The organism is Helicobacteraceae bacterium, assembly GCA_031258155.1.
GTDB lineage: Bacteria > Campylobacterota > Campylobacteria > Campylobacterales > SZUA-545 > JAIRNH01.
Genome location: JAIRNH010000034.1, coordinates 1 through 24,846, shown reverse-complemented (window position 1 = coordinate 24,846; position 24,846 = coordinate 1). Strand labels below are relative to the sequence as shown.

Annotated in this window: 30 protein-coding genes; 18 read left to right on the top strand and 12 right to left on the bottom strand. The window is 50.9% G+C overall.

The window, feature by feature from the left end; all coding sequences use genetic code 11:
• Positions 1–522, top strand: a 522-nt coding sequence (locus tag LBF86_05005) for a hypothetical protein (protein MDR0664863.1), incomplete at its 5' end; no start/stop codon positions are given.
• Positions 523–662: 140 nt separating this feature from the next.
• On the opposite strand, the gene LBF86_05000 is transcribed toward LBF86_05005, so the two are convergent.
• Complete coding sequence (locus tag LBF86_05000) at positions 663–845, bottom strand: hypothetical protein (protein ID MDR0664862.1); 183 nt, start codon at positions 843–845, stop codon at positions 663–665.
• A gap of 227 nt (positions 846–1,072) precedes the next feature.
• Between LBF86_05000 and mdh the strand changes: the two genes are divergently transcribed.
• From mdh to pseH, 5 genes are all read left to right on the top strand, one after another.
• Positions 1,073–2,020, top strand: coding sequence for a malate dehydrogenase (mdh, locus tag LBF86_04995; GenBank protein ID MDR0664861.1), 948 nt, complete (start codon positions 1,073–1,075; stop codon positions 2,018–2,020).
• Complete coding sequence (fumC, locus tag LBF86_04990; GenBank protein ID MDR0664860.1) at positions 2,013–3,395, top strand: class II fumarate hydratase; 1,383 nt, start codon at positions 2,013–2,015, stop codon at positions 3,393–3,395. The genes mdh and fumC overlap by 8 nt, the downstream gene beginning before the upstream one ends.
• Before the next feature lie 438 nt (positions 3,396–3,833).
• Complete coding sequence (sucC, locus tag LBF86_04985; GenBank protein MDR0664859.1) at positions 3,834–5,003, top strand: ADP-forming succinate--CoA ligase subunit beta; 1,170 nt, start codon at positions 3,834–3,836, stop codon at positions 5,001–5,003.
• On the top strand, positions 5,003–5,875 hold the full coding sequence (gene sucD, locus LBF86_04980) for a succinate--CoA ligase subunit alpha (GenBank protein MDR0664858.1): 873 nt from the start codon (positions 5,003–5,005) through the stop codon (positions 5,873–5,875). Before sucC ends, sucD begins: the two co-directional genes overlap by 1 nt.
• A 30-nt stretch (positions 5,876–5,905) precedes the next feature.
• Complete coding sequence (gene pseH / locus LBF86_04975; protein ID MDR0664857.1) at positions 5,906–6,514, top strand: UDP-4-amino-4,6-dideoxy-N-acetyl-beta-L-altrosamine N-acetyltransferase; 609 nt, start codon at positions 5,906–5,908, stop codon at positions 6,512–6,514.
• Positions 6,515–6,632: 118 nt separating this feature from the next.
• On the opposite strand, the gene LBF86_04970 is transcribed toward pseH, so the two are convergent.
• The 3 genes from LBF86_04970 to LBF86_04960 all read right to left on the bottom strand — a co-directional run bounded on the left by LBF86_04970 (position 6,633) and on the right by LBF86_04960 (position 8,859).
• Positions 6,633–6,974, bottom strand: coding sequence for a DUF4405 domain-containing protein (locus LBF86_04970; GenBank protein MDR0664856.1), 342 nt, complete (start codon positions 6,972–6,974; stop codon positions 6,633–6,635).
• A complete protein-coding gene (locus LBF86_04965; GenBank protein ID MDR0664855.1) occupies positions 6,971–7,276 on the bottom strand; it encodes a ferredoxin family protein in 306 nt (101 codons plus the stop codon). The genes LBF86_04970 and LBF86_04965 overlap by 4 nt, the downstream gene beginning before the upstream one ends.
• A 695-nt stretch (positions 7,277–7,971) precedes the next feature.
• Positions 7,972–8,859: a TraB/GumN family protein gene (locus LBF86_04960; GenBank protein ID MDR0664854.1), complete on the bottom strand. Its 888-nt coding sequence runs from the start codon at positions 8,857–8,859 to the stop codon at positions 7,972–7,974.
• Positions 8,860–8,951: 92 nt separating this feature from the next.
• On the opposite strand from LBF86_04960, the gene LBF86_04955 reads away from it, so the two are divergent.
• The 9 genes from LBF86_04955 (at position 8,952) to LBF86_04915 (ending at position 17,563) form a co-directional block, all read left to right on the top strand.
• Entirely contained in the window at positions 8,952–10,145 is a 1,194-nt protein-coding gene (locus LBF86_04955) for a saccharopine dehydrogenase family protein (GenBank protein MDR0664853.1), read from the top strand.
• Between the two features lies 1 nt (position 10,146).
• Entirely contained in the window at positions 10,147–10,683 is a 537-nt protein-coding gene (locus tag LBF86_04950; protein MDR0664852.1) for a flavin reductase, read from the top strand.
• Complete coding sequence (gene nspC, locus LBF86_04945) at positions 10,680–11,798, top strand: carboxynorspermidine decarboxylase (GenBank protein ID MDR0664851.1); 1,119 nt, start codon at positions 10,680–10,682, stop codon at positions 11,796–11,798. Before LBF86_04950 ends, nspC begins: the two co-directional genes overlap by 4 nt.
• A gap of 9 nt (positions 11,799–11,807) precedes the next feature.
• The gene (locus LBF86_04940; GenBank protein ID MDR0664850.1) at positions 11,808–11,996 is read left to right on the top strand and encodes a hypothetical protein; all 189 of its coding nucleotides are present in this window, start codon (positions 11,808–11,810) and stop codon (positions 11,994–11,996) included.
• Entirely contained in the window at positions 11,993–12,421 is a 429-nt protein-coding gene (locus LBF86_04935; protein ID MDR0664849.1) for a hypothetical protein, read from the top strand. Before LBF86_04940 ends, LBF86_04935 begins: the two co-directional genes overlap by 4 nt.
• Positions 12,421–13,797, top strand: coding sequence for a M23 family metallopeptidase (locus LBF86_04930; GenBank protein ID MDR0664848.1), 1,377 nt, complete (start codon positions 12,421–12,423; stop codon positions 13,795–13,797). The genes LBF86_04935 and LBF86_04930 overlap by 1 nt, the downstream gene beginning before the upstream one ends.
• 510 nt (positions 13,798–14,307) lie before the next feature.
• Positions 14,308–15,408 (top strand): metallophosphoesterase, encoded by a 1,101-nt coding sequence (locus tag LBF86_04925; GenBank protein ID MDR0664847.1) that lies wholly within the window; start codon positions 14,308–14,310, stop codon positions 15,406–15,408.
• A complete protein-coding gene (locus tag LBF86_04920; GenBank protein MDR0664846.1) occupies positions 15,405–16,580 on the top strand; it encodes an aminotransferase class III-fold pyridoxal phosphate-dependent enzyme in 1,176 nt (391 codons plus the stop codon). The genes LBF86_04925 and LBF86_04920 overlap by 4 nt, the downstream gene beginning before the upstream one ends.
• Entirely contained in the window at positions 16,577–17,563 is a 987-nt protein-coding gene (locus LBF86_04915) for an SAM-dependent methyltransferase (GenBank protein ID MDR0664845.1), read from the top strand. Before LBF86_04920 ends, LBF86_04915 begins: the two co-directional genes overlap by 4 nt.
• Here the strand turns inward: LBF86_04915 and LBF86_04910 are convergent.
• On the bottom strand, positions 17,538–17,894 hold the full coding sequence (locus LBF86_04910) for a hypothetical protein (protein MDR0664844.1): 357 nt from the start codon (positions 17,892–17,894) through the stop codon (positions 17,538–17,540). The genes LBF86_04915 and LBF86_04910 overlap by 26 nt on opposite strands.
• A 67-nt stretch (positions 17,895–17,961) precedes the next feature.
• Positions 17,962–18,237, bottom strand: a complete 276-nt coding sequence (locus LBF86_04905; protein ID MDR0664843.1) for a hypothetical protein — start codon at positions 18,235–18,237, stop codon at positions 17,962–17,964.
• An 85-nt stretch (positions 18,238–18,322) separates the two neighbouring features.
• On the opposite strand from LBF86_04905, the gene LBF86_04900 reads away from it, so the two are divergent.
• Positions 18,323–19,102, top strand: coding sequence for a MipA/OmpV family protein (locus LBF86_04900; GenBank protein ID MDR0664842.1), 780 nt, complete (start codon positions 18,323–18,325; stop codon positions 19,100–19,102).
• A 14-nt stretch (positions 19,103–19,116) separates the two neighbouring features.
• Here the strand turns inward: LBF86_04900 and LBF86_04895 are convergent, their stop codons facing one another.
• From LBF86_04895 to LBF86_04885, 3 genes are read right to left on the bottom strand one after another with little or no spacing between them, the layout of a single operon-like run.
• On the bottom strand, positions 19,117–19,431 hold the full coding sequence (locus LBF86_04895; protein MDR0664841.1) for a hypothetical protein: 315 nt from the start codon (positions 19,429–19,431) through the stop codon (positions 19,117–19,119).
• Between the two features lie 30 nt (positions 19,432–19,461).
• On the bottom strand, positions 19,462–19,671 hold the full coding sequence (nifT, locus tag LBF86_04890; protein ID MDR0664840.1) for a putative nitrogen fixation protein NifT: 210 nt from the start codon (positions 19,669–19,671) through the stop codon (positions 19,462–19,464).
• 11 nt (positions 19,672–19,682) lie between these two features.
• Positions 19,683–20,789, bottom strand: coding sequence for an aldo/keto reductase (locus tag LBF86_04885; GenBank protein MDR0664839.1), 1,107 nt, complete (start codon positions 20,787–20,789; stop codon positions 19,683–19,685).
• Positions 20,790–21,118: 329 nt separating this feature from the next.
• Between LBF86_04885 and LBF86_04880 the strand changes: the two genes are divergently transcribed.
• Positions 21,119–22,174 (top strand): NAD(P)-dependent alcohol dehydrogenase, encoded by a 1,056-nt coding sequence (locus LBF86_04880; GenBank protein MDR0664838.1) that lies wholly within the window; start codon positions 21,119–21,121, stop codon positions 22,172–22,174.
• A gap of 284 nt (positions 22,175–22,458) precedes the next feature.
• Here LBF86_04880 and LBF86_04875 read toward each other — a convergent pair whose 3' ends face one another.
• The 3 genes from LBF86_04875 to LBF86_04865 are packed head-to-tail and all read right to left on the bottom strand — an operon-like array spanning position 22,459 to position 24,313.
• Positions 22,459–22,935, bottom strand: a complete 477-nt coding sequence (locus LBF86_04875; GenBank protein ID MDR0664837.1) for a hypothetical protein — start codon at positions 22,933–22,935, stop codon at positions 22,459–22,461.
• A complete protein-coding gene (locus tag LBF86_04870) occupies positions 22,932–23,465 on the bottom strand; it encodes a hypothetical protein (GenBank protein ID MDR0664836.1) in 534 nt (177 codons plus the stop codon). Before LBF86_04870 ends, LBF86_04875 begins: the two co-directional genes overlap by 4 nt.
• On the bottom strand, positions 23,453–24,313 hold the full coding sequence (locus tag LBF86_04865; protein MDR0664835.1) for a 4-hydroxybenzoate polyprenyltransferase: 861 nt from the start codon (positions 24,311–24,313) through the stop codon (positions 23,453–23,455). Before LBF86_04865 ends, LBF86_04870 begins: the two co-directional genes overlap by 13 nt.
• 351 nt (positions 24,314–24,664) lie before the next feature.
• Here LBF86_04865 and LBF86_04860 point away from each other — a divergent pair.
• Positions 24,665–24,846: hypothetical protein (locus LBF86_04860; protein ID MDR0664834.1), on the top strand; the 182-nt coding region annotated here is incomplete at its 3' end.

Sequence of the window (24,846 nt, the reverse complement as noted above, 5' to 3'; positions counted from 1 at the left end):
ATAGTTCATTTAATTTTTCTTTGCGCCAACGCGCTAAAAAGCCTAACTTTCGATCAGTATATTCGCTTTAGAGAGGGCGCCGAACTTTTGATCGAGGAGGACGGCAAGCTCTCTTTGTTCGAGTTTAATCTGAAATATCTCGTATTTTATCCTTTGGATATTGCCTTTGGTTTGCGCCAAGAGCCAAAGATCGCCTATTTCGATATAGCTTCGATCGCGACCGAGACTTCGATCGCGCTTTCGGCGACTATTTACGATCAATACCAAGACGACGGCAAAGCCCAAGAAGCGTTTGAAAAAATCAGCGAAATATCCAACGTTTTAGCGTATATCCCTTCCGAGAGAATACTAAATCAAACGCTCGATCGCGCCTATAACGCCATTCAACAGGCGGACGAAGGGACAAAACGGCGGATTATCGATTGGGCGCTCAAATGCGTTCAGTCGGACAAAGTAACCAGCGCAGGCGAGATCGAAACGATTCACGCTTTGCGATCCGCGCTTGGACTCGGGTATCTATAATCGGCGTTTAAGTTCGCTAGAACGCGGACGCTCTTAGCGACAGTCGTTGCTTTCCTTTACGCGAGACTAGAAACCACAAAAATCCATCAATTGGCGCTCAAAAAACAACGCCGTGTTCGGGATTTATTAAGAAGCGAAGATTATGAGAACAGAAACGCCTTCGCCACAAGCGAAAAGACCGCGGCGGTAAGAACGCCAAGTATCCATTTAAGGCTTGTCATTTCGGCTCTTAGCGTATCGATCTTGCCGCTTAGCGAAAGTTCGACTTTGTCGATCTTCGCGTCAAGCGCGGCTTCAACCTCTTTAATTTCGCTTCTTACCACAGGGCGCGTATCGTCGTTAACTATGGGCTTTTTTGGGTTAAGCGGGGCGATGATGTTTTATAGGCGAAAGCGATCAAGAGCCGCGCTAAACGCGATCGGCGCCGCGCGGGCGACGCTTTGATAAGGCGCGCGCTCAAAAACGGGTCGAAAGCCGCAATCGACCCTCTAATCGCCGTTGTGTCATAATCCTAAGCATCACTTAAAGTTTTATGCGGGAGCGACGATCGATGGGCGGTAAGAAAATATCTATTATTGGGGCGGGCAACGTGGGATCGACGGTCGCCTATTCGCTCGCCACGCAAGGGATTGTGCATGAGATTATTCTGCTGGATTCTAAACCCGACGTCGCGTGGGGCAAAGCGCTGGATATGTCTCAAGCCGCCGCGGTTATTCGCGCTCACACGATTGTGCGCGTCGCGGAGGGTTATAGCGATATAGAGGGGAGCGATATTGTGATTGTCGCGGCGGGCGCGGCGAGAAAGCCCGGTATGAGCCGCGACGATCTGTTGTTTATCAACGCCGAGGCGGTGCGGGGTATTTGCGAGCAAGCGAGGGAGTATTGCGCTAATTCGTTTGTGATTATGATCACAAATCCGCTTGACGCGATGACCTATGTCGCGCTTAAAGAGACGGGCTTTAATAAGCGTCAAGTTATTGGAATGGCGGGGCTTTTGGACTCCGGCAGAATGGCGAGCTTTATCTACGAAAAACTAGGCTACGGATCGGGGCAGATTCGCGCAACCGTGCTTGGGGGACACGGCGATAATATGGTCCCGCTTCATCGCTACTCCACCGTCGCGGGCGTGCCGATCACCGATCTGCTAAGCCGCGAGGATATAGAGGAGATTGTCGCTCACACGAAAAACGCGGGCGCGGAAATTGTGGGCTATCTCAAGAGCGGGTCGGCGTATTACGCGCCCGCGCTCGCTACGTCGATGATGTGCGAGGCTATCTTGCGCGACGCGAAGCAGATATATCCGTGCGCCGTGCTATTGGAGGGCGAATACGGCTATAACGACGTAGTTACGGGCGCGCCGATCGTGCTTGGCGCAAGCGGCGTCGAGAAGGTGATCGAGGTAACGTTGAACGATAACGAGAAAGCGGAGTTTAAGCGATCCGTGCAATCTGTCGGCGCGTCGATCGACAAACTTAAGGAGAGAGGTTTCTGTGTCTAGCGGCTATCGCGTGGAAAAAGACGCTTTCGGCGAGATAAAGGTAGCCGCCGATCGGCTTTGGGGCGCGCAGACGCAGAGGAGTTTGGAGAACTTTCAGATAGGCGTAGAGCGTATGCCAAAGCCGCTGATAGAGGCGCTCGCGCTTCTTAAAAAGGCGGCGGCAAACGCCAATTTGCGCTTTGGCAAGATCGACAAGAGGACGAGCGAGGCGATCGCCGCCGCGTGCGACGAGATTTTATCCGACAGGCATAACGACGAGTTTGCGCTGAGCGTCTGGCAGACGGGTAGCGGGACGCAAACCAATATGAACCTAAACGAGGTGATCGCCTCTATAGTGGGCGCGAAGCTGGGGGGCAAGATTCACCCAAACGATCAGGTCAATATGAGCCAAAGCTCGAACGACGTTTTTCCTTCGGCAATGCATATTGCAGCCGTTTTGGAGATAGAGAGCCGTTTAACGCCCGCGATTTTGGCTTTGCGCTCGACGCTGGAGGCGAAATCGCGCGAGTTTGCGGCGATTGTCAAAATCGGGCGCACTCATCTACAGGACGCGACGCCGCTTACGCTGGGGCAGGAGTTTTCGGGCTACGCGGCTATGCTCGACGCTTCGCATAGGCAGATCAAGGCGGCGCTCGATTTTGCGAGGGAGCTTGCGATCGGCGCGACGGCGGTCGGCACGGGGCTAAACGCGCCGACGGGCTTCGCGCAAGCCGTGTGCGACGAGTTAAACAAGGCGCTAAACGAGCGATTTACTCCCGCGTCAAACGCCTTTCACGCGCTCACTAGCCACGACGCGCTTGCCTTTTTGCACGGCGCGTTAAAGGCGCTCGCGGGGAATTTGATGAAGATTGCGAACGATATTCGCCTGCTTGCATCCGGTCCTCGTTGCGGTTTGGGCGAGCTTAGCATTCCTGAAAACGAGGCGGGTAGCTCGATTATGCCGGGCAAAGTTAATCCTACGCAAGCCGAAGCGCTGACCATGATCGCCGTTCAGGTTATGGGAAACGACGCGGCGATAGGTTTTGCGAATAGTCAAGGCGCGTTTGAACTGAATGTGTTTAAGCCCGTTATTATCTACAATTTTTTGCAATCGGTTAGACTGCTAAGCGACGGCGCGAATAGTTTTAATCGCAACTGCGCGATTGGGATAAAAGCGAATGTCGAAACGATCTCGCGCCACCTTAACAATTCGTTAATGCTTGTAACCGCGCTCGCGCCCGTAATCGGCTATGATAAAGCCGCCGCGATCGCGAAAAAGGCGCATAAAGAGGGAACGACGCTCAAAGAGGCGGCGATCGCTTTAGGTTTTATCGACGAAGCGGAGTTTGACCGCCTTATCGATCCCGCCGCGATGACAAACTCAAACGGATCGTAAGATCAAAACGACGCTAAAGCGCATTACAACCGCGCTGCTATCTATCGCTGGATAAAACATCGCGAAAAAGCGATCGCAAGCCGCGATTAAGCTCAACCCTAGCCGAACGCGAGCCGATCCGATCGCGTTTTAGGCGATTTTGAAAGGCGATCGCCGATTATGCCCGCGCGACTACTAAATTAAACCCAAACTATCGCGGCGGCGTTTATAAAGTATTGGGCGATCGTAAAACCGCGAAAGAGGAGGCGATCGCAAAAAGACGCGGAACTTTTTGGTTGATGAAGCAAGAAAATCTCTTGCCGCTTTAGTGTCGCCAACTTTGCCGATAGCGCCCCTTTTTGCGAACCGCCGCTATCCGACCTTTAATCGATCGCTTGCGGCGAAATAGGCTTCGATCGGTATAATTACGCAATTTTTGCCACAAGTTAGGGATCAATTTTGAACATACACGAGTATCAGGCGAAGGCTATTTTGCGTCGTTACGGCGCGGCGGTATTGGAGGGCGGCGAGGCGCAAACTCCAAGCGAAGCGAGAGCGGCGGCGGAAACCGTCGGCGGTTCTTTGTGGGTCGTCAAGGCGCAAATTCACGCGGGCGGACGCGGCAAAGCGGGCGGCGTAAAGCTGGCGCGCTCGCTCGAGGAGGTAGAGGCGATCGCCGCGCAGATGTTGGGATCGCGGTTGATAACCCGTCAAACGGGCGCGGAGGGCAAGGTCGTGAAACGGCTTTATATCGAGAGCGGCGCTGATATTAAAAAGGAGTTCTACCTTGCGATCGCGCTAGATCGCGCGTTGGAATCGCCCGTTTTTATAGCTTCCTCGGAGGGCGGCATGGAGATAGAGCAGATCGCGCGCGAGGCGCCCGAAAAAATCGTCCGCGTCGCCGTCGATCCAGCGACTAGCTTTCAGAGCTTCCACGCCCGCTCTCTTGCCTTCGCGTTAAATCTGCCAAACGAGACGCAAAGCGGCTTTATATCGCTTGCTAAGGCGCTGTTTGCCTGCTACGAGGCGACGGACGCTAACCTTATCGAGATCAACCCGCTGGCATTAACTAGCGAAGGAAATTTTATCGCGCTTGACGCTAAGATGAGTTTCGACGACAACGCGCTCTTTCGCCGCCCTGAAATCGCGGCTTTGCGCGATCCAAACGAGGAGGAGCCTAGCGAGATCGAGGCGGCGCGATACAACCTAAGCTATGTGAAACTAGACGGAAACGTAGGCTGTATGGTCAATGGCGCGGGGCTTGCGATGGCTACGATGGACATCGTTAAGCACGAGGGCGGATCGCCCGCGAACTTTCTTGACGTGGGCGGCGGCGCGTCCGCTGAAACGGTGGCGAAAGGTTTTGAGATTATCCTGCGCGATCCAAGCGTGAAATCGATATTTATCAATATCTTTGGCGGGATCGTGCGCTGCGATCGCGTGGCGAACGGCATTCTTGAGGCGGCAAAGCAGATCGACGCGACGGTTCCCATAGTCGTCCGTCTCGACGGCACGAACGCCGATCTGGCGAAAACGATTTTGAAAAAGGCGAATATGCGCAACGTGATCGCAGCCGACGAACTTTCAGACGGCGCTAAAAAAGCCGTAGAGCTGGCGAAAGGAAACTGATGTCTATTTTGGTCGATAGAAGCTCGCGAGTGATTATTCAGGGTTTTACGGGCAAAGAGGGCTCTTTTCACGGCGAGCAGTGTATAGCCTACGGGACTAATATCGTAGGCGGCGTTACGCCGCGCAAGGGCGGCTCGATCCACCTTGATCGCCCCGTTTTCAACTCGGTAAGCGACGCTAAACGCGAAACCGACGCGGATACAAGCCTGATCTTTGTGCCGAGCGCTTACGCCGCCGACTCGATTATGGAAGCCGCCGACGCGGGGATAAAACTGATCGTGGCGATCACCGAAGGCATACCCGTAAGCGATATGGTTAAAGCGAAAGCGTTCGTCGTGAAAAAGGGCGCGAAGCTGATAGGTCCAAACTGCCCCGGCGTTATCACGCCAAACGAGGCGAAGATCGGCATTATGCCCGTCAATGTGTTTAAGCGCGGTTCAACGGGACTAATATCCAAATCAGGCACGCTTACCTACGAGGCGGCAAACCAGATCGCAAACGTAGGCTTGGGCGTTTCGACGGCGGTTGGGATTGGCGGCGATCCCATTATCGGGCTAGGGTATATCGATCTGCTAAAACTATTTGAAGCCGACGACGAAACGAAGGCGATCGCGCTGATCGGCGAAATAGGCGGCGATCTGGAGATACAAGCGGCGCGTTTTATCGCAAGCGGCGTGAAAAAACCCGTCGTAGCGTTTATAGCGGGGCAGACCGCGCCCAAAGGCAAGCGAATGGGACACGCGGGCGCGATCGTAAGCGGCGGCGCGGGGACGGCGCGGGAGAAAATGGAAGCGCTGGAGAAAGTCGGCGTTATCGTCGTAAAATCTCCCGCCGAAATCGGCGCGACGATCAAAACGGCGCTAAAACGTTAGCGCGGCGCCAAACGCGCAAAAAGAGATTTTTTGAGCAAAAGCTATAAACTTATTTTGATCGCCGATCTAAGTTTCGAGGCGCAGATAAAGATATTAGATATGCGTAATCAATACGCCGTGCGAAAGTGGATGTTTTCGGATCATATAATCGGTAAAGACGAGCATATACAATGGATAGAGCGTCTGAAAACCGACGATCGGCAACGTACTTTTGCCATAGTCGAAGAAGAAAGCGGCGCGATTGTCGGCGTTACGGGCGTAAATAATATAGACGACAAGCATAAAAAGGCGTTTATGCTAATGTATTTAGACGAAATGTATCAGAGTCGGGGGTTTGGCGCGGTTATCGAGTTTCACACGCTTAACTACTGCTTTGATTGTCTGAAATTAGACAAGCTTAATTGCGAGGTGATAGACGGCAATGCCGCGACGTTAAGATTACACGCCAAATTTTTGTTTCAAAACGAGGGATTTATTCGAGAAAACGTTATTAAAGACGGCAAGCGCGTAGGCGTGCATCTATTAGGAATCACGCGCAAAGAGTGGGACGAAAACCGCTTTATAATCGAAGGTAAATACGGCTCTTTTTTGTCTCGCTATAGCGTTGCGTTTTTCGATACGAGCGGCGCTATAGGCTGAGAACGACTATATTGTATTCGCTCCAAGCCGCGACGCAAGGCGCAAGTTTGGTTAGCCGCGTTAGGCGGGCGGTTTTATCGCGCATAGTTAGAAAAATCGGGCGATTCAGCGAGACGGTTTAACTCTCTTTGATAAGAGCGACAATAAACCCTAAAACGGCGATAATCGCTATCCACGCTAACGCCAGCGAGCGCTCTTTGTTGATCTTGTCGTTTTTGGCTTTTAGATATTTTTTTAGCGCGCTCCAATTCTTAATAATATGAAACACCGATAACGCCGTGAAAAATATGCCGCTAAAGACATGCGCCGCCGTGAGAAAACTCATAATGAGATAGAGATAGGACGGGATCGCCTCGTCCTCGCCGACTAACTCTTCGGCAACCTCTATAATTAGTCCCGTCGTAAAAAGAATAACGACGAAAATAAACATACTAATAGAGATAAAAGCTCTGTAATTCACGCCGCGCGCTCCTTATCGAAAAGGATTGCGGGATCGATCCCTCTTTTTAGCGACTCGTTTTTGAACAGATCTGGGATTGATTGACTGAATACCTCTTTCGAACAGACCTTGGCGCACCTGTTGCAACCGATACAATCTTCGGCGTTTTTAATATAGACGTGTCTATGCCACAAAAAGGCTTTTTTGCCTATTACCCGTTTTGGGCAGACCTCTATGCACCTCCAGCACGCGACGCAATTTCGCGGATTAACCCATATATATGGCGTTTTGACTCTATTTAGCCTCTGCAGCATCTTTTGCATTTTGCCGCTCCTTGATTAGACGATATGCTAAAGTGTAACCGATGTTACACTTAAAAAGGCGCAATTATAACCGCGCGAACTAAAAAAGTCAAGCCGCCAATATAAAATTAAGCTCCAAAGCGCGGCGTAACAGCGGTTACGCTTGTAAGAATTGTAGTTTTTGGGCGGCGATCTGCAAAGACGGAGCGCTAATTGTGGGCTAGAAATCGCGAAACGAACGGCTAAAGCCCCGATATTTTGCGCGGTTAAGAGCGAATAAACCTCTAACGCGCGGGCGAGACGGCTAAATGGAAGCGCCGATCGCGCGAGCGCGCAATTACAATTAGCGATCGGGCGGCAAAACAGAGACGCTAACTGACCGAATGCGTTGATTTGAGCGGGGGCGATCGGCGCTTTTAGATTTGCGGCAATTTTCTCGCCGCTACGGCGCCAAACAAGGCTAAAACGCGTCAAGCAGCCAAAATGCGAGGCGCGGGGCTCAATTGGTCGGTTACCGGGCGCCGCTAAACGCGCTTAACAAACAAGGGGAAATTATAAGTCGCTTTTTATATATTAGCGTCGATAACGGCTAAAAGCGCCGAGCAAACAAAGGAGAATTGCAAGTTGTTCGGCAGATCGCGCGAAACGGATAGCGCTAAACGCGCCGCACAAACAAGCGGCGATCGCAAGGCGCGAATATATAAAAGCGCCAATACCTATAGGCGTTTGATTCTATACCCCTCTTTGCGTAGCAGCTCCAAAACGCCTTTATCGCCGCCAAGATGTAGCGCGCCGATCGTAACGAAGATCGGTTTTTCGTAATCGACCTGTTTCAAAAGACGTTCGGTCAGCCGTTTGTTGCGATCGAATATAAGTTTTTTATTAAACTCCTCCGTCGCCGACAACGAAAAACGCTCTTGCTCGTCGTAGGTCATATACCACTTGAACAGAGCGTCCGCGTCGCCAATCAGATAGGCTTGATACGTATCGTTGATGGTCTTCGCCCGCTCGATCGCCGATAGGTTCAGGTAGTCCTCTAGGCTCTCTTTTTGCGACTTGATCGAAAGCGCCGCCAAAGCGTCAAACTGCTCTTCGGCGGTTTCAAGACCTATTACGGGAATTTTGCCGCGCTCGTTAAGCAGCAGAGATTCCACCCCGCAGTATGGGAAGAAGCCTTCGCGCATATAGTCCATAGTCGAAAGCATTGTGGCGGCAAGCCACGCGGGGAATTTCGCTATGTAGCCGGATAGTTCCGAATAGTCCCGCTCAAGCGTTTCGAAGGCTTTTTTGGATATTTGCCCGCGCAAACAATCGTCCAAACAGATATACTTTTTCACAACCTCGTCCGCTCGTCTCATATCCTTGACAGAGAGTTCCATCACCAGCTTGGACGATCTATTAAACGCGTCGATAATCTCGCCGCTTAGCGCCGCTTTCGGCTTGCCTAAGTGCATGGAGCCTAGAATGTATATCTTAGCGCCCCCCCTTTCAGCTAAGTAGAACGGATAACGCGCCGTCGTTTCGACGCTTGTTTTGGCGATCGCGAACGGAGCAAACAATAAAAACGCCGTCGCAAAAATCGATAAAACTCTAATAAGCCTCATATTTGTCCCGCCGTGTGAAATAAACGCAAGCTAAGAGTATAGCGCTTTGGCTTATATTCGCTAAAATCCGCGATAATTTGAAGGAGCGAAGCATGAGCAAAACCCTGATAATCGGCGCGGGCGGCGTGGGGCGCGCGGTCGCTCACAAATGCGCGATAAACGCCGCGACGTTTGGCGAAATCACGCTTGCCAGCAGGACAAAATCCAAATGCGACGCGATCGCGGGCGAGATAGAGCAAAAATGGGGCGTTGCGATCAAAACCGCCGCGATCGACGCGGACGACAAGGCGGCTCTGATCGCGCTGATACGATCAAGCGGGGCGAAGATCGTATTAAATATCGCGCTACCCTATCAGGATTTGACGATTATGGACGCTTGCGTCGAGGCGAAGGTCGATTATCTGGACACCGCCAACTACGAAAGCCCCGATCTGGCGAAATTCGAGTATAAGGAGCAGTGGGCGCGAAACGATTCGTTCAAAAACGCGGGCGTTACCGCGTTGCTGGGGAGCGGGTTTGATCCTGGCGTTACCAACGTCTTTTCGGCGTATGCGCTGAAACATTATTTTGACGAAATTTACTATCTCGATATTCTCGATTGCAACGCGGGCGATCACGGCTATCCTTTCGCCACCAATTTCAACCCCGAAATCAATCTGCGCGAGGTGAGCGCAAAAGGACGCTTCTGGGAAAACGGCGAATGGATTGAGACCGATCCGCTTAGCGTTAAGATCGCGTGGGATTATCCGCAAGTCGGCAAAAAGGATAGTTACCTGCTCTATCACGAGGAGCTTGAAAGTCTGGTTAAAAATATCAGGGGGCTAAAACGCGCGCGATTTTTTATGACCTTTGGGCAGAGTTATTTAACTCATATGAGATGTTTGGAGAACGTAGGAATGCTGGGAATTAAACCTATCGAGCATAAAGGCGCGCAAATCGTTCCGATCGAGTTTTTGAAAACGCTGCTGCCCGATCCCGCGACGCTTGGCGCGCGCACTAAAGGCAAAACCAATATCGGCTGCGTTTTCGAGGGCGTTAAAGAGGGCAAAAAGCGTAAAATCTACATATATAACGTCTGCGATCACGAAGAGTGTTACCGCGAGGTTTTTACGCAAGCGGTAAGTTATACGACGGGCGTTCCAGCTATGATCGGCGCGAAATTGATACTAGAGGGCAAATGGAAAAAAGCGGGCGTATGGAATATGGAGAATTTCGACCCCGATTTGTTTATGGACGAGTTGAATAAACAAGGGCTTCCTTGGAATATCGTAGAGATGGAGGCGTAAGATGAGACAAAAAACGGCGATCAAACCGTCAAGCGCTTGGCGTGAAGCGGATATTAAAGAGTTTGACGTCGGCGCGATAGAGAAAATATCAAAAGATTGGGCGCTGATCGCCGCCGCAAACGCGGATAACTACAACGCTATGACCGCCTCTTGGGGGCTTATAGGTTATCTGTGGCAAAAACCCGTCGCCGTCTGCTTTGTTCGCCCTCAACGATTTACGCGCTCGTTTATAGATAATAGCGCCTATTTTACCCTGTCGTTTTTCGCCAAAGATACAAAAGCGAGAGTGCATAAAGTTTTTGGTTCCGAGTCTGGCAGAGATATAGACAAAGCCGCGAAAGCGAATATACAGCCGATCGTTTTCGGCGAGGGCGCGATCGGTTTTGAGGAGGCGAGCGAAACGATCGCGTGCAAAAAAATCTACTTCGACGATTTCGATCCAAAAAACTTTTTAGATCGCTCGATCGACGAACTATACGATAGCGATTACCACCGCTTTTATATCGGCGAGATCGTTAAGTTTTACAAGAAAAAATGAGCGCCGCTCCAGCATATATTTTAGAGGAGCGCAAGCTCTTAAAAAACCTTGAGATTTTAGATCGCGTCCAAAAGGAGAGCGGCGCGAAAATATTGGTAGCGCTAAAAGGTTACGCGCTGTGGGATAGCTTTAAGCTGGTCGGAAAATATCTAGCGGGCGCGGCGGCTAGCGGGCTTTACGAGGCGAAGCTCGCTAGAGAGGAGATGAATAAAGAGACGCATACTTTTTGCCCCGCCATCACAGACGATACAATCGGAGAGATTGCCGCGCTAAGCGATCATCTGATCTTTAATTCGTTTAATCAACTCGCCGCGTTCGAGGCGAAAGCTAAAGCCGCAAATCCAAAGCTACAGATCGGCATTCGCGTAAATCCAAAATACAGCGAGGTAACACCCGATATATATAATCCGTGCGTCGCAGGATCGCGTTTAGGCGTTACGCCAGAAAAGTTTGATGAAAACTATTTAGATAAACTCGACGGCATACACTTTCACACCCATTGCGAACAGAACAGCGACGCTTTGGAAAGAACGCTGGTTCATTTCGAGAAGCATTTTGGCAAATACCTAGATCGCGCGAAGTGGGTAAATATGGGCGGCGGACATCATATTACCAGAGCCGATTACGACGTTGAAAAATTGATAGATTTAATAAAAGCGTTTGGCGATCGCTATAATGTTCAAGTATATTTAGAGCCAAGCGAGGCGGTAGGCTGGCAATGCGGCTATTTGTTGGCTAACGTAATAGATATAGTTGAAAACGATATGCAAATCGCGATCTTAGACGTTTCGGCGGCGGCGCATATGCCCGACTGCTTAGAGGCGCCGTATCGCCCCGACGTTCGCGGCGCGGGGAAGCCAAACGAGAAAAAATACGCCTATAGGCTTGGCGGCTCTACCTGTCTCGCGGGCGACGTTATGGGCGATTACAGCTTTGATCGCGAGCTAAAAATCGGCGATCAGCTTATTTTTGAGGATATGATCCACTATACTATGGTGAAAAATAATATGTTCAACGGCGCGCCGCTTCCCTCTATCGTCAAGATCGATCTTAACGGCGAAACGCGCGTCGTTAAGCGATTTGGCTATTTGGATTACAAAAATAGACTTTCGTAAAGCAAAGCGATGAAAAAAGAGGAACTGAAAGCGGAACTAGCGAATATGCGATCGCTCCTAAGCGAACTTGAAAAGACGTTAAAAAGCGTCGGCGAAGACGAGGAGCGCCTGCTAAAAGAGCTAGATTGCGGCGAGAGCGCGCTGGAAGAGAGCGCCAAACTTAGAGAACGCATAGAAAGGTTGCTACAGGAGCGATGACGTCAATATCGCAAATACTCGATCGCGTTAAGCGATCCAAAAAGCTCGTATTCGCCGCGTGTTTTCTGATCGCGTTTTTCGCGGTTTTATACTGGACATATTCGCGCGGGCTTAGCAATCCGATCAAGCCGCCGAATAACGACGCGCCAAAAGCGCTTGAAAACGCCTTTTTACGCTGGTTTCGCGGAGAGAACGGCGAGCTGTTAGCCACTTTTCAGCTAATAAACCACACCGACGTATTTATCGGCAGAATAGAGATAGCCTGCGTCGCCTACTACGCCAACGATCAAGAGGCAAATAGATACGTCCAAAAACTTAACGTCTCTTTAATGCCAAACGAAGCTAGAATGCTAAACCGCTCCTATATCGGAGCGCTTGATCCGCTCGCGCAGAAAGTTAATTGCAGAGTAGAAAGGTGGGAATAATGAGACATTACAACCCTAAAAAAGCCCAACGAACAAAGATCGCTATCGCGGGCGCTTTGGCGGCTCTGATCGCGTTGTTTATCGCGTTTTCGCCGATATTTGAACGCGACGCGCCCGAAATTAAACCGCCCGCGACGCTCTATTGGAATCCAAACGCGCCGCTGAAACTCCGCTTTTCCGACAACCGCGCGCTTAAAAGCTATAGCGTAAAGCTGACGTTCGAGGGCGAAGAGGTTATCCTATCCGAAGGCGCGGCAAACGACGCGACGTCGCTGGAGATCGAGGCGGAATATCCGCCCGATAAGCCGTTGCCAAAAGATCGCGCTAAGCTAACCGCTTGGGTTATAGACGCCAGTTTGTGGAATTTTTTTAGCGGCAACGAAACGCGAATCGAGGTCGAGCTGACTATAGATCGCGAAGCGCCTGTGGTAAATATCGTAACCAACTCTTACTCTATCGCCTCCGGAGGCAGCGCTCTCGTGATTTTTGAAGCGCATGATAGTAATATCGACGAGGTTAAGATCGTAACGAAAAGCGGGCGCTCTTTCGTCGTCGCGCCATACTACAAACCGCGATATTACGCCGCGCTGATCGCCCGCGATATAAACGAGCGCGACTTCGCCGCCTACGCCGTCGCGACCGATCTAGCTGGCAACCAAAACCGCGTTCGCGTTCCTCTATATCTAAAAGAGGTGCGCTACAAAGAGTCCTCCATAGAGTTAAGCAAAAACTTTTTGGAGGGCAAAACGGACGATCTTAACTTCCGCTACAACCCGCGCGCTAACGACGCGAATCTAACGGCGCTTGATCGCTTTATTTTTGTCAATGAAATTTTAAGAGAAAATAGTCTTAAAACAATCGAGCAATACACAAGTCCGGGCAAGCTGCCGCCGATAGATAGTTTCGAAATAGGCGCGTTCGCCCCTCTGCCGCGCTCGAAACTGGTCGCGGGTTTTGGCGAGCGGCGCGTATATACGCTGGATAAAAAAAAGGTTAGCGACTCATACCATCTTGGTATCGATCTAGCCAGCGTAAAAGAGGCGGCGGTATTCGCCTCAAACGACGGGGCAGTGGTGTTCGCGGCGGATAACGGCGTATATGGAAATATGCCGATCGTTCATCACGGACTTGGGCTATTCACGCTTTATGGACACGGCGTAAAGCTCTATACGGCGCAAGGGGAGAGCGCAAACAGAGGCAAGCAGATAGCGATTACGGGCGTTACGGGATTTGCCTTCGGCGATCACACCCACTTTGAAGTCCGCGTGCAAGGCGTAGCCGTAACGCCGATCGAGTGGATGGACTCCTCGTGGATTCGCGCCAATATCGTAAAGACGCAAGAGGACGCGAAAAAAATTATCGACGGGCGCTCTTAACGCTCTAAGGTATCCCCTCGAAATACGGCGGCGGCGTTGGCGAACTAACCGGCGCTAAACGCCTACTAGTCGCGGTTTTACGGAAGAGATAGTAAGCGCGGCTATCTCTACGTTCGCGCAAGCGTATAATTAGCGGCGCTCGGTTTTGATCGCAAGCGGCGCAAAGAAACGCCGATCGACGCGCGGGTCGATCAAGCGACGTATCGACGGCGCGAATAATCGAGAGTAATCCCCGCGCTAATTGGATCGCAAATAGCGCGAAGGATCGCCTTTTTGTTCGTAAGCGTTAGCTATCCGACGATCTCAAGATACGCGATCGACGTTTTTAAGTAGCCGTCTTAACCTTAGCGGCGCGGACGGCTTAACATATTGGAGCGCCAACTAGCGGCGCGTAGCGCGTTTTCTAAAGTTTGATCAACTATACTAAGCCGCGTTTTGCGTAGTTTTTTTTAATCGCGTTTAATTAAGATTAGCTACGCTCTTTGGCTGGAGGGGTTAATGACGATGTTTATGACCGTAATAAGCGTAACGTTTTTGGCGATGACGATCGGCATAGCGCTAGGCTATGCGCGCAAACTGCCGATCCCGCGCGGCGCGAAGATCGCCGTCTATATTCTTTTGGCGGCGCTCTATATAGCGAGCGTAACCTATATGCCGCTAAGACGCGGCGGCTACTTCGGCGGTTATCTGGAGGATATTTTCGCCGCGTCGGTAGCGGTTATATTCGTCTTTTTTATCGCGGTATTGATCGGCGATTGGATTATCCGCGCGCTAAAAAACGAGCGTCATAAAAACGTCGTCCGCCTCCTAATTCCGATCGCGACGATCGGCTATCTATGCTACGGGTTTTTCTCGGCGTTCACCGCGCCCAAGATAAACCGCGCGGAGGTCGAGATCGCGGGCATAACGAAAGAGGTTACGATCGCGCATTTGACCGATCTGCATCTTGGCAACGGCAATCTACTAAACGAGCGTTTCGCCGCAAACGTCGCTAAGCAGGTTAGCGATCTGAACGCCGATTTAGTAGTAATCACGGGCGATCTTATCGACGCGCCGATAAGCCGCGTAAAAGAGGCGTTAAAGATTATCTCCGAGATTAAAACCCGTTACGGCATATTTTTCGCGACGGGCAATCACGAATATTTTTACAGCGTCTATGAAGCGCTAGATACGCTTGAAGAGCTTGGCGTCGTCGTTCTCAGAAACAATTCCGTTCTTGTGCGCGGCGATTTTGGAGAGTTTTATATCGCGGGAACCTACGATCCGACGGGCAAACGTATCGGCGCGATGACGCCCGATCCAATAAAAGCGCTTGAAAACGTGCCGCGCGAAAGCCCTACGATCGCGCTGGTTCATCAACCAAAAGTGGCGTTTGAATTTGAGCAAAACAGCTTCGATCTGATGTTTGCGGGGCATACGCACTGCGGGCAGGTTTTTCCCTTCACGCTGCTTGTCGCGCTGGCGCAACCCTACGTCAAGGGGCTATACGATCGCGACGAGCGCGGCAAAATATACGTAAGTTGCGGAGTAGGCTACTGGGGACCGCCGTTTAGAATGTTCGCGCCAAACGAGATCGCGCTAATTACGCTAAAACCGAAGGAGAGCAAATGACGCTGAAAGAGCTTGACGATCAATATGTGCTACACACCTACGCTAGGCGGCAGATTGCTTTTGAGCGCGGACAAAACGCGAGGGCGTTCGACGAGAACCGAAACGATTATATCGATTTCACAAGCGGGATCGGCGTTAATTCGATCGGGCATAACAACCCGCGTTTGGTTTGCGCGATCGCCGAGCAGGCGGGCAGGATTTTGCACGGCTCTAATCTCTACTTAAACCGCAATCAAGCGGAGCTGGCGCAAACGATTGCGCGCTTAAGCGGCATGAATACGAGAACGTTTTTTGCCAACAGCGGCGCGGAGGCGAACGAGTGCGCTATTAAGATCGCGCGAAAATACGGCGAAAAGAGCGGGCGATACAAAATTATCACGCTCAAAAACTCCTTTCACGGACGGACGATCGCGGCGCTTAAAGCCACCGCGCAGGATAAATTTCACGAGCATTTTGGACCCTTTCCCGACGGGTTTGCATACGCGGACGATCTAGACGACGCGCTTAAATTGATCGACGGGCGAACAATCGGCGTAATGGTCGAGATCGTTCAGGGCGAGGGGGGCGTAGTCCCGATGAACAAAGAGAAGATCAAAAAGCTCGCCGCGCGGCTAAAAAAAGATAGGTTGCTGCTGATAGCCGACGAGATTCAGTGCGGCGTTTATCGTTGCGGCGAGTTTTTGGCTTCGCAAATCTACGGCGTCGAACCGGATATTTTTACCCTTGCCAAGGGGCTTGGCGGCGGCGTTCCGATCGGCGCGGCGGCTACGACGCTTAAAGAGGTTTTTATATACGGCGATCACGGCTCGACCTTTGGCGGTAATTTTCTCGCCGCAAAAGCGGCTTTGGTTACGCTAGACGTTTTGGAGCGGTTGCAAGCGAGCGGAGAGTTGCAAAAGACAATCGACTACTTTGGCGATCGCTGCCGCGCGATTGCGCTTAACTTTCCGAATCTTTTCGTCGGCGTTACGGGGATCGGGCTGATGAAAGCGCTGATCGCTAGGGACGAGCAGACGCGCGGCGCTATTATCGACGCGGCGCACGCAAACCGTCTGCTCGCGTTGCGCGCGGGCGAAACTCATATACGGCTGTTGCCGCCGCTAACCGTAACCAAAGAGGAGATCAACGAAGGTTTCGCGCGGTTTGAGAGCGCCTGCCGCTTGGTTAAATGATCCGCTTTAGCGACTACGCCAGAGAGTGGCTTTACGGCGAAAACGGCTACTACGCGACGCCAAAATCGCTTGGCAAAGCGGGCGATTTTTATACGAGCGTTAGCGTAACGCCGTTTTTTGGCGGCGCGATCGCCGACTATATAACGCGTCAAATCGCGGCGGGAGAGTTAAGTAGCGAGGCGGCGATTGTCGAGTTTGGCGCGCACGACGGACGTCTGATCGCCGATGTGATTCAATTTATTTACACGCTTGAGCCGAGCTTGATCAAGAGCTTGAAATTCGCGATCGTGGAGCCAATCGGGGCTTTGCGAGCAAGGCAGCGCGAATATCTAACGGCGAGTTTTGGCGACGCGGTTGCTATAGCGATCGCGCCGTCGGTCGATCAAATAAGCGCTAAATCCGCGTTTGTCTATGCGAACGAGCTGTTCGACGCTTTCCCTTTTGACCTGATCGACGGCGGTAAAATGGCTTACGTCGATAACGGGCGCGTTGTTTGGCGCGCGGCGGACGATGAAACGCTAAATCGCGCTCGTCTGTTAGGTATCGAGCGCGGCGAGCTATTTTTGGGTTACGAAACGTTTGCCGCCAATCTGAAAAACAGCTTTGCCGCCGCCTTTTTTATGACCTTTGATTATGCGGCGATCGCGCCTAGAGGGGATTTTTCCGCGAGAATCTACGCAAATCACGAAACGATTCCCATTTTCGAGCCAAAAACGTTAGCGCCCTATTTTGCGCGGACGGATTTAACTGCCGACGCGCCGTTTTGGCATATCAAAAAGGCGTTTGCGGACGCGGGATTTAGCGTCGCCGAGATCAAAAATCAAAATACGGCGCTTTTGGAGATGGGATTAACCAACCTGCTGGAGATTTACCATGAAAAAGCGGGGTTTGAAGCCTATAGCAAAGAGGTCGGGCGCGTTCGCGCCCTGTTAGACCCCGCGCAACTCGGCGAGCGGTTTAAGCGGCTTCTTGCGCGGTATTAGCGACGTTTTCTTCTAAAACGACGGTCGCGTTGGCGACTACGGTAGCCGTTTTATTCCACAAAGCGTTAAGCGTTTCGGTAGTGGCGCGAATCACATACGCTTTTTTCTCTCTGCGCCCCATTTGGCGAATCTCTTTTGGGTAAAACGGGCGGTTAAGAAACTCCACCACGTCTCGCAACAACCACGTGTTTTGCTTGTCCGAAGTACTAGGAACAATATTGGAATTGACCAGCGTTTCGCGTTCGACCTCTTCGGGCGAAAGGAACACTTTGCTGTATTTCTTCTCAAGATAGACGGTGAGTTCTCGATCCAAACTCGTCTTGCTGTTCATATCCGTTACATCCCCCTGTGATACGATTTTCAGCGTATTTTAACTATTTTTTTGGATTTGTAAAGAGCTAATCGCATTTTTTTATATCTAATTTCGCAAGAAGTTTCTCAAAAAACGCTCCGCCGTCGCGATCGTAATCGTCGTTGAACTCAAGATACAGCGCGCATTTTTCCGGTTCTCTAGCGTCGCAATTTTCGGTTACGTCCGGAGCGAGATCGCTTTCTAGCTTGATCGCTTCTATCGCCTCGAGAATTTTTCGCTTCAAGGCTTCGTCGCCCCCATAAATAAGTTGCAACCCCTCGTAACGCTCCTCGCGCCTGAAAAACGCGTGAATTTCGCTCATCTTTGCTCCTTTTGGCGCGTAAGGATAACAAAATGACGTTTGATAATCAAGAGGCGAAGAGCCTTTCGTGTAAAATGCGATCGTCATGCAAAACGCCGTAATCGCCTTATTCTTTGCGCTATCGCTCTGCCTAAGCGCGTTTGCCGACGGTGGTAACGTTACGTCCGACGTCAATCAAACCAAACAACCCGATTTTCGTTATTCGATCGGTTTTGGCGTTATAAATACGATGTATTTTACTAAAAGCTCAGGTTCGCGCTGGTTCGCGCTGCCTTACGGCGATCTGCGCTACAAAACGCTGTTTTTATCGCTTAGAGGCGCGGGCGCCGATCTGCCGCTTGGCGGCGGCGTTATTTTATCGCCGACGATCGGTTATAGAGGCGGGCGCGACGACGACGGCTCGCTAAAAGGCATGGGCGTAGTCGATGCGGAGGCGACCTACGGCGCGTCAATTAGCCTTATGCGACCGCGCGTCGTTTTGGGAGCGAGTTTTTTTCGCGGTTTTTCAAGCGGCTCGGCTACATACGGAATAAACGTCGGTTTTCCCTTTGCGCTTGGCGATAATTGGACGATCTCGCCCGCTCTTTCCGCGCAGTTTGGCGATCGCAAATACAACCAAGCCTATTACGGCGTAAGCGCGAGGCAGGCGGCGAGAACGCGTTACGATCCATACGAGCCAAACGGCGGGTTAACGGGTATATCGACCGCGCTGGCGATTAGTTACCGTATTACGAAAAAGCTAAGCGCAAACCTATTTATCCGCCATACGCGTTTTGTCGATCAAGCCGCCAAATCGCCGCTAACCAAAGACGGGGCATATAACCAAAACAACTTCGGCGCTATAATCGTCTATAAACCGCGCTAAAACTTTGCGATCTCTTAGCTCAAACGCGGCGGCGCTTTAATCGCGCAAGCGACGGCTCGCGATTTGATCAGTCCAAACGACAACGTTTTTTTTGATAGATCGGCGCTCGCTTGCGGCGCGTTCGGACTTTTTCTAAACTTCTTGCGCGTTAGCCATTTAAAAAAGCGTCTCGCGTTTGGACTCGCATACGTATATAACGCCGCGCTGGCGCATACGAAAACCAGCCCGACTTGCCGATCAAAGGCGACGAGCGCGCTAAAAAGACGATAATAAATAACGCCGCCGATCGTTCTTCGTTCGTCAAAACCGCTCCCAACGGCGCTGCCCAAATTCGCCGAGCCGATCGCGCGTAAATTACGCTACTCGCTCAAGCGCTTTGCATTTACCTCGCGGGGCAATTTTTTTGGCGCGGGGTCGATAAACCACTCCTCGCCGTTGCCAAGCGTTACCTTGCCGCCAAACTTATCGTCGTCGTTAAACTCGATCGTTTTGATCGTCTCCTCCATATCTTTTTTGGCGACGTAAAAATAGATCGTCTCGCCCTTCTCTCTTAGCATTACTTTTGCCACCCGCGACTCCTTTATAAACTAAAAAGCGCATTGTAATCCTTTGCGGCGGTTTTTTCTGCCTCTAAAACAAGCAGGTTCTCTTTCACGTGATCGACGCTTTTAGAGCTAAACAGAGCGGATTTCACCCCTTGCGCGCTTCTAGCAAACTGCAAAGCGTATTGAACGGCGGAGGTAAAGCCGCCGCCAAGCGCCGCCGCCGCCTTTGGCGAAAACGGGCGCTTAAACAGCGCCATTCTAAGTAGCGACGAGCTTGCGATCGTATGCAGTCCCAGCCGTTGCGCCGCTTGAATCGGCGTGTAATAAAGCCCGTCGTCAAGCGGTTGATTGACGTAGTTGTAGGCGTGCGGTTTGGCAAGATTGAAGGGCAGTTGAATAAACCTGAAGCGGTGTTTTTCCCCTCTGATTTTGCGCGCGATTTTGACAAGATCGTTTAGACGGATATATTCCGCGTGATTTTCCTCCCATAAAAAGGCGTTCCAGCTTGCTACGCCGTAACAACCGATCTTGCCCGCGTCGCACAGCGACTCAAACAGCGCGAAAGCCGCTTCAATCCGCTTTAGTAGCGTTGCGTAATCTACGTAGCCAAGTTGCGTTTCAGGGTTATGCAGATAGAGGCAGTCGATCGCCTCTAATCCTAGATTGGCAAGCGACCACTCGAGGCTTTGGGCTAGAAACTTTGGCGCTATGCAGTGCTGATCGCATATAATCTCCTCTCGCGTCGCTAAATTAGTTTTGATAATCTCCTTTTCAATCCACTCATACGGATTTTGCGGAAAAGGGTAATCTAGCGGCAAAAACCCCGCTTTGGTAGCCGCGAATAGTTCGTCGCGTTTTGCTACGCCGTCGTCTATAACGCGCCTGATCGCCGCGCCAATCTCCCGCTCGCTCTGCCTAAAGCGATAGTTGATCGCCGTGTCGATATGGTTTATTCCGTTTGCGATCGCGGTAAATACCGCCTCCTCGTAGCTAAACTTATACGCCTCTTCCCAATACGGCTCCGGCATAAAACTGCCTACGCCGATAGAGCTGATCGCCAATCCTTCGGCGATCGAATAGGCGTCTTTGCGTTTTTTATGTCTTGAGGCGTATCGTTTTGTTCCTTCGTTTGTAGCCCGCAAACGCGCTCCTTTTTGCGTAAATTGTAACTCAACCTTGTTCGCCGCCGCAAAGTCCAAAGACAAAACCATCGTTGGTTATCGCCGAAAATTCCTTTGTTTTCGCGCTTCGCCTCCTCGCGTCGCCAAAAGCATTTTTCAATCTCGATCGCGATCAAAACGGCTATTTTTACGTTTCAATACTAATTAAATCGCTTAATTTTTTACGCTCGTTTATGTGTGAAATGTTATTCTTACAATCAGTTATAAACGCGCGTAAAAAGCGTTGGGGTTTTCGTTCCGCGCTTGCTCCCGCGCCGTTTATGACCGCAATTTACTTTGAGGAGTTAGAGATGAAAGGGTTTGCGATGCTCGGTCTTAACAAGGTCGGTTGGGTGGAGAAAGAGCGGCCTGTCGCCGGACCGTTGGACGCTATTGTGCGTCCGCTCGCCATTTCGCCTTGCACGTCGGATATTCATACGGTTTGGGAAGGCGCCATCGGAGATCGCCACAATTTGGTGCTAGGGCATGAAGGCGTCGGAGAGGTCGTTGAAGCGGGTTCGTTAGTAAAAGACTTTAAGGTCGGCGATAGGGTAATCATACCCGCCATTACGCCCGATTGGCAGGCGGTAGCTTCGCAGAGAGGATTTTCACAGCACTCAAACGGCATGCTAAACGGCTGGAAATTTTCCAACAGCAAAGACGGCTTGATGGCTGAGTTTTTTCACGTAAACGAGGCGGACGGCAATATGGCGCTTTTGCCTAAGGAGATTAGCGTCGAAGAAGGCACGATGTTGTCCGATATGGTGCCAACCGGTTTTCACGGCGCGAATAACGCCGAAATCGAATACGGCGATACCGTCGCGGTTATCGGTATCGGACCTGTGGGGCTTATGGCGGTAGCGGGTTCAAATCTTCGCGGCGCGGCGCGGATTTTAGCGGTCGGCTCGCGTCCAAAGTGTATCGAAGTCGCAAAAATATACGGCGCGACCGACATTATCAACTATAAAGACGGCGACATAGTCGAACAGATCAAGGATAAAGTCGGCGGCGAAGGCGTCGATAAAGTTATTATCGCGGGCGGCGACGTCAATACGTTTGAACAAGCCGTGCAAATTATCCGCCCCGCCGGTATTATCTCCAACATCAACTATCTTGGAACCGGCGACTATATTAAAATACCGCGCGTCGGCTGGGGGCTTGGAATGGGGCATATCAGGGTTGTAGGCGGTCTTATGCCCGGCGGCAGGAAAAATATGGAATACCTCGCGCGTTTGATGAAATACGGCAAGCTCGACGTTAAACCGCTTCTTACGCATAGGTTTAAGGGCTTTGAGCATATAGAAGAGGCTTTGTTGCTTATGAAAGATAAGCCAAAAGACCTTATTAAACCGGTCGTTACGATCTAACGATTCTTGCGCAAATCTCCCGCTCTTAGCGGGGGATTAGCTAAAACAATCAAACCGCTTCGATAAGCGCTAATGTCGTTAGTCTATTGATTTGGCGCTGTTAAGCCGGGCGGCTAGTTTCGTTTTCAATCGTTTGCCTATAGCGTTTTAGCGATACGCTTGCCGCCGCTTTTCTTACCGCGAAAAAACGCTTCGCCCATATACGCGCCTTTTTTCAACAATCTATCTTGTTTTGCAAAAACGCGCCGTCGCGATTAACGATATTTATACGCTTTTTGTCTAGCTTAGCGCGGCTCTAGGTTGTTTAATCTAAGCGTCAAAACGACTTCGCTTTGATTTATTTTCAACTCTCTTGCGATCTCGTTCGCGTTAAATCCGGAGTTGTAGAGCGCTATCACTTTTGAAGCGTCTATGCCCGTCGCGATCGGCACGCTTGCGAACTCGTTAATTTTCTCTTCTAGCCGCTCGATCCTTAACGCCCTTGTGTCGTTTTCGATCTGCATATCGCGCAACTCCTCTTGCGTAGCGCGTATATGTTCGCTTAAAATCGCCGCCGCCTGACTTTTGATCTGATCTAGCGCGGCTTGTTGCGCGATCTTAAGATCGTGTTCGATGGCGACTCTAGCCCTTTGCGCGGAGCGTAACGCGGCGATTATTCTTTTTGCCTGCTTAGCGGCGCTAAACTCTTTGACTATCAAAAAGATCGCCATCAACAGCAAACAACCCGCCAATATGTAGATTAGCAGCGTCTCCTCGCTCATTGGCGCTCCTTCATTTGACGGATCATCGCGCGCTCTCTTGAAGCGACGTAGCCGTCCCACGCCTTCTGATCGCGATCGTGCAGTAGCGAAAGCGCCGCGATCCTCTCGCTACTCGCCGTAAAATACAAGCCTATATCGCGTATTGGAAAAACGGGCATAGCGATTATTCTCGCGTAGTAGCGCTCGCCAACGTTAAGCTCCGGCGCCTCAATGCGAAAATGGGTGTAATTAAGCCCGTCTAAACGCGATTTATGCGTTAATTTCACGCGTCGAACCTCTTCGCCTTTTACAAATCTTGTTAGCTCGTCTATTTTGCGATGCAGATCGATCGTCATAGCCAACAAAGCAGGATCGCTCTCCTTTGTTTCTCCCCGCGAGCGCGCGAGCTTGAGCCATTCGCCAAGCGGATCGTCGTCGCTTTCGGCAAACTTATCAAATTCCAATTTAAACTCGGCTCTATTTTCGCTCTCTAGCGAAAACTCCGCGATAAGCGGCGCGCTTATCCAGCGCAACCCGTCTAGATCGTCCATATAAAATCCAACGTTATAAACGCGAAAAACACGACGCTTAGCCATGCGTTAAGCGTGAAAAAAGCGCGGTCGATCTCTTCCATCCCATTCGCGACGATTCTATGTTCGGCGATCAGCATCGCAGCGCTAACAAACACTCCGATCCAAGCGAAGCCGCCAAGCTCCGCTAAAACGCAGAAAAATATCCAGCACAACAGAGCCAAAATGTGTAAAACTCTTGAGATTATCAACGTTTTTCTTACTCCAAACCGAGAGGGAATCGAACAAAGCCCCGTTTTGAGATCGAACTCGCGATCCTGAAGCGAATACAGCAGATCAAATCCCGCGCCCCACAGCATAACGCCGATCGCAAGAGGCAACGACCAAATCGGTATTTCGCCCAAAGCCGCCACCGCGCCGGCGATCGGCGCTAGACCCATCGAAAGTCCCAAAACAAGATGCGCGATCCAACTAAAACGTTTGACAAACGAATAACTGCCGATAATGATTAAAAACGGCGCGGATAACGCGAAGGCAAGCGGATTGATAAAATAACAGACGATCACAAAAAAGATCGCGTTCAAAGCAACGAATACGCTTATCGCTTTTACGCTCAGCCTGCCGTCGATACTCGGTCGATTGGCGGTGCGCGCGTTCAAAGCGTCGTAATGGCGATCGGCAAGACGATTAAATCCCATCGCAAAGTTTCTAGCGCACACGGCGGCGATCAGCCCAAGCCCAAGCAAAGCCCAGCCAAACCAGCCGTCGGCGGCTACGATCATAGCGATGAATATAAAAGGTAAAGCAAAAAGCGTATGCTGAAATACTACAAGCTCGCCAAAATTGCGAATTTTCCGCGCTATATTCATAGCGGGCGATTTTATCATAGGCAGGTTAATAAAACGGCGATAATTTGCGAAAGCAAGGCGTTCGCGCAAAAAAATAAGCGTTAGCGCGGTCAATTCGGCGGTTTAAATAGGGCTTTCGTTTTACAAATACGCGGATTTTTACTTTGCCGCAATATGATACGGATCGTTGTTTGCGGACGAAAATTTTGCGTTTTCTCCCAATAATTGATCAAACAGGTGCAAAATGCCGAGATAATTTGCCGTTATTTGCCTAACTTCAATAAAAACCGCGCCAGATAGCGAAATTAACAAGGTCAATTTAATGATTTTTTGGCTATATTATGCGCTCTTTATTACATACAAGGAGGTTTTATGAATTTCTTAAGTCTGCCGCCCAACGCGGCTGTTACGTCGGAAACAGATAACTCCGCGCAAACGAACGAGTTTGCGATTACAGGTTCAACCCCCCCCCCCCCCGTTAGGGTTGTAAAAAGCGGGATTCTCGCCTCTTTTGCTTTTGTCCTTTCGTTAGTTTTCGTTCCTAACGTTCAAGC

Coding starts and splice junctions, on each gene's coding strand:
- mdh (MDR0664861.1), top strand. CDS start 1,073: ATGGGCGGTAAGAAAATATCTATTATTGGGGCGGGCAACGTGGGATCG.
- sucD (MDR0664858.1), top strand. CDS start 5,003: ATGTCTATTTTGGTCGATAGAAGCTCGCGAGTGATTATTCAGGGTTTT.
- LBF86_04965 (MDR0664855.1), bottom strand. CDS start 7,276: ATGCAAAAGATGCTGCAGAGGCTAAATAGAGTCAAAACGCCATATATA.
- LBF86_04960 (MDR0664854.1), bottom strand. CDS start 8,859: ATGAGGCTTATTAGAGTTTTATCGATTTTTGCGACGGCGTTTTTATTG.
- LBF86_04955 (MDR0664853.1), top strand. CDS start 8,952: ATGAGCAAAACCCTGATAATCGGCGCGGGCGGCGTGGGGCGCGCGGTC.
- LBF86_04950 (MDR0664852.1), top strand. CDS start 10,147: ATGAGACAAAAAACGGCGATCAAACCGTCAAGCGCTTGGCGTGAAGCG.
- nspC (MDR0664851.1), top strand. CDS start 10,680: ATGAGCGCCGCTCCAGCATATATTTTAGAGGAGCGCAAGCTCTTAAAA.
- LBF86_04940 (MDR0664850.1), top strand. CDS start 11,808: ATGAAAAAAGAGGAACTGAAAGCGGAACTAGCGAATATGCGATCGCTC.
- LBF86_04935 (MDR0664849.1), top strand. CDS start 11,993: ATGACGTCAATATCGCAAATACTCGATCGCGTTAAGCGATCCAAAAAG.
- LBF86_04930 (MDR0664848.1), top strand. CDS start 12,421: ATGAGACATTACAACCCTAAAAAAGCCCAACGAACAAAGATCGCTATC.
- LBF86_04925 (MDR0664847.1), top strand. CDS start 14,308: ATGACCGTAATAAGCGTAACGTTTTTGGCGATGACGATCGGCATAGCG.
- LBF86_04920 (MDR0664846.1), top strand. CDS start 15,405: ATGACGCTGAAAGAGCTTGACGATCAATATGTGCTACACACCTACGCT.
- LBF86_04915 (MDR0664845.1), top strand. CDS start 16,577: ATGATCCGCTTTAGCGACTACGCCAGAGAGTGGCTTTACGGCGAAAAC.
- LBF86_04910 (MDR0664844.1), bottom strand. CDS start 17,894: ATGAACAGCAAGACGAGTTTGGATCGAGAACTCACCGTCTATCTTGAG.
- LBF86_04905 (MDR0664843.1), bottom strand. CDS start 18,237: ATGAGCGAAATTCACGCGTTTTTCAGGCGCGAGGAGCGTTACGAGGGG.
- LBF86_04900 (MDR0664842.1), top strand. CDS start 18,323: ATGCAAAACGCCGTAATCGCCTTATTCTTTGCGCTATCGCTCTGCCTA.
- LBF86_04880 (MDR0664838.1), top strand. CDS start 21,119: ATGAAAGGGTTTGCGATGCTCGGTCTTAACAAGGTCGGTTGGGTGGAG.
- LBF86_04875 (MDR0664837.1), bottom strand. CDS start 22,935: ATGAGCGAGGAGACGCTGCTAATCTACATATTGGCGGGTTGTTTGCTG.
- LBF86_04870 (MDR0664836.1), bottom strand. CDS start 23,465: ATGGACGATCTAGACGGGTTGCGCTGGATAAGCGCGCCGCTTATCGCG.
- LBF86_04865 (MDR0664835.1), bottom strand. CDS start 24,313: ATGAATATAGCGCGGAAAATTCGCAATTTTGGCGAGCTTGTAGTATTT.